General features: G+C 29.8%; 4 protein-coding genes. All 4 read right to left on the reverse strand.

Translation table 11 applies throughout. The features are described from left to right. Positions 1–226: 226 nt before the first annotated feature. On the reverse strand, positions 227–772 hold the full coding sequence (locus BUB82_RS11470) for a hypothetical protein (RefSeq protein WP_073193764.1): 546 nt from the start codon (positions 770–772) through the stop codon (positions 227–229). Positions 773–926: 154 nt separating this feature from the next. Further along, complete coding sequence (locus tag BUB82_RS11475; protein WP_073193765.1) at positions 927–1322, reverse strand: hypothetical protein; 396 nt, start codon at positions 1320–1322, stop codon at positions 927–929. Between the two features lie 170 nt (positions 1323–1492). Further along, positions 1493–2098, reverse strand: coding sequence for a hypothetical protein (locus BUB82_RS11480; RefSeq protein ID WP_143185694.1), 606 nt, complete (start codon positions 2096–2098; stop codon positions 1493–1495). Between the two features lie 97 nt (positions 2099–2195). Then, entirely contained in the window at positions 2196–3023 is an 828-nt protein-coding gene (locus tag BUB82_RS11485) for a hypothetical protein (RefSeq protein ID WP_073193767.1), read from the reverse strand. Positions 3024–3139: the final 116 nt, after the last annotated feature.

A 3139-nucleotide genomic window follows, 5' to 3' on the forward strand; every position in this document is an offset into this window, starting at 1 on the left:
GTAAAACAGTCAGAATGCTTAAAAGGATTTTTAATATTAAAATATCTTTTTTCATTTTTTTAAGTTAATCATTTTAGCAAATTACCCACAACGGTCTCGTATAACCGTCAGTTACGGGATTAAAGTTAATGATTTTCGGTTTAGCACTGACGTTAGCAATTCCGAGTGGATTCGGACGTAGTCGAATCCGCCGTAATTGCGGTTATACATTGTTGTAGCCAGTTTTTTATCTGTCCCAACCATCAATCACATAATTTTTTTCAGTCAGCTTTTTTTCGATGCCAGAACTTTCAGATTTAAACCATAATTCAAATCGAGTAGGATAGAAGTTCTCAAAAGTTCCTTCGTCAATTACTGTTCTTCCTTCATAGAGTTTATATTCGTTGCTCAATTCCGATATTTTATTTTTCGTTCGGTTATTTAATTTCCACTCCGATAATCGAGTATTTTTAGTCAATTCGTATGCTTTAATAAATAATTCTCCTTTTTCACTTGGTTTATGCCACATATAAAAATCATATCCAGAATATCCATTTCCAATTACCAATATTTTTTCTTGCTCAACATTTAAATTTCTCAAAGAGTCAATTTGTCTATTAGATAAAAATAAGATTGGTTTTTCAAATTTTAATTTTTTAGGAATTTCAATATTGTAAAATATTTCATCTCCTTTATTTTCATTTGCGATTTCGAAAAATAACCAAAATATAAATCCAACGAATAATATTATTACTGAAGAAATTCCGATTAGTATTTTTTTAGTTAATGTCATTTCTCAAATTGGCTACAACGGTCTCGTATAACCGTCATTTACGGGTTAATATGCGTTAATTTTCGGTTAGGCACAGACTTTAGCAATTCCGAGTGGATTCGGACGTAGTCGAATCCGCCGTAATTGCGGTTATACATTGTTGTGCGTTCGTTTTTTACCATTCTACAGATTCAAAATATTCTTTATTTCTATAATCTGTAAAATCTTTTATTTTTTTCAACTCAGCATTTTCCGTATTTAGTTCCCAAATAGATGATTTTTCACTCCAAGGGTCAGTTAGAATTTCAACTGTTTTTTTATTTTTCATTCGCAATGAGTGAATCCACTCAAAAGATTCATTCCGATATTTTTTAGTCTGGTTTAATTTCCAAAAGGTCAGATGAATTCCAGCAATAATTGCCCATTTATTTTCAGAGTCAATAATTCCGCAGTTTGGGTTTCCGTAAAATTCGTCCTCCAACAAAACTTTTCCGCTCAGTTTTTCAGTCAAAACAGCTAATTCCTGTTCAAATTCAAGTTTTAATTTATCTGTTTCAGCTAATAATTCCATTCGTTCTTATAGTGTTTTGGTAAATGACGCACAACGGTCTAGCATATGATTTGTGGCGAAGTTAAAAACCGCTCGCCTTTCGGTTGAAATCTTAAGATTCTAAAAATACTAAAATTATCGTTCTAGCAAGATTTTCGCCATAAACTATATGCGCTGTTGGGGCCAGTTTTCTATTCAATTATTTTAAATCCGTAAATCAAACTTTCAATATTACATATTTTGTTCCGAACGTTTTTTTGGTCTTCAACAGTCAAGTTTAAAGTATAAAATTTATCATCTTTTGGGTGTCTAAATGTTAGATATAGAGTCCAAATAATTGGTTTGTTTTTATCAATTTTCACTAAATTCCATTTCGCCTGTTGATTAAAGAAATCAACTTCTCCTTTTTCGATAATATTAAATTCTTTTTCAATACTTTTTTGTTGAACTTCCCAATTATTAAAGTCAAATTCTTTTTCTTTTTCGATTACTCCAAAAGACCTTAAATATCCAAGACTTTTATCAGCAACAACAATTCCACTACCAATCGAGTCTAAATTAATCAAAGGCAACCAATTTTCATTTGGGTAGTTAATTCGATAATGATTCAAGCTATCAGTAATAGTCAGTGATTTACTTAAATTAATTTTTTCACATTCACAGTCAAAAAATTTCGATTTCTCTTTGCATGAAGAAAAGATAATCAGAAGGAAAATTAATTTTAATTTCAGGATTTTTTTCATTTCAAATTGGCCCCAACGTTTCGGGCTATATGTAGTGCTGTGCAAAAATGCCACTACTTTTTAACCATTCAACAAATTTAGCAAAAAATCTCAAAACTTCGATTAAGCAAATAATACAGCATTACATATAGCCTCGTGTTGGCAACTGTTTTCATTTTAGATAATTCTTGATTGTTTGAAACAATCTATAAATAAACAATCCAAAAACTAAGTTCAATAACCCTACTATTCCTAAAATTAGTATTGGCGTGATAGATTGTGGGTAATAGTATAATAGAATAGCTGTTATTAAAACGAATACAATCAATCCATATGTTATCATACCAAGTCCCAATTTTTTATCTTCATCATACTTATCATTTTCCTTTATTAATTTTAGTCCTTTGTGTTTAATATCTATACCAATATTTGGTTGCTGTCCGTTGTCATTTTCAGCGAGAATATTAAATTTTATTTCAGATTTCCGATTAAAGACTGGTAAATAGAATTTTGAATTTGTTTGAAAATAGTTAATGTCATTTTGAAGATTTATCGGTGTGATATGGTCAGGATTTTCCTCTCGTTTTAAAATATCTAACTTATTTTGTTCAACTACCTCAACTAATCTGTTATAATGAGAAGTTTCTAGTGGAATTGATTTACCACTATCAACATAAAATCCGTTTTGTCCCTTAATAAATGAATTTTTATCCACCCAAATATCCACAAAAATATTTTGAAAATCTTTATTACTATCATTTTCAAGAATTAGTGTCATAAAGTTCAAATGATTAGTCTTTAGACCGTTATAATAGACATCTATGTTCCCCCAATATTCATTTTGATTCGAAGTTGCTAATGGTTGAAAAAGAATGTTGTATTTTATAAAAGTTAGTCTATTTTTAAACTTTTCGAGATAAATTCCAATAATTACGCTTACTAAACCTGTTGTAATCAACGAAATTGTAGTGGGTGCTATATCCTTTAAAAATTCTATCATATCATTTTTTCAAATAGTTGCCAACGTTTTTGTATAACCGCAGTTATTACGGATTTAAAAGTAATGAATTTCAATTACAAAACCCAAGTGAGCAAGTACGAGTTGATTCGGCTTGT

The sequence above is a fragment of the Psychroflexus salarius genome (assembly GCF_900129035.1).
Lineage (GTDB): Bacteria > Bacteroidota > Bacteroidia > Flavobacteriales > Flavobacteriaceae > Psychroflexus > Psychroflexus salarius.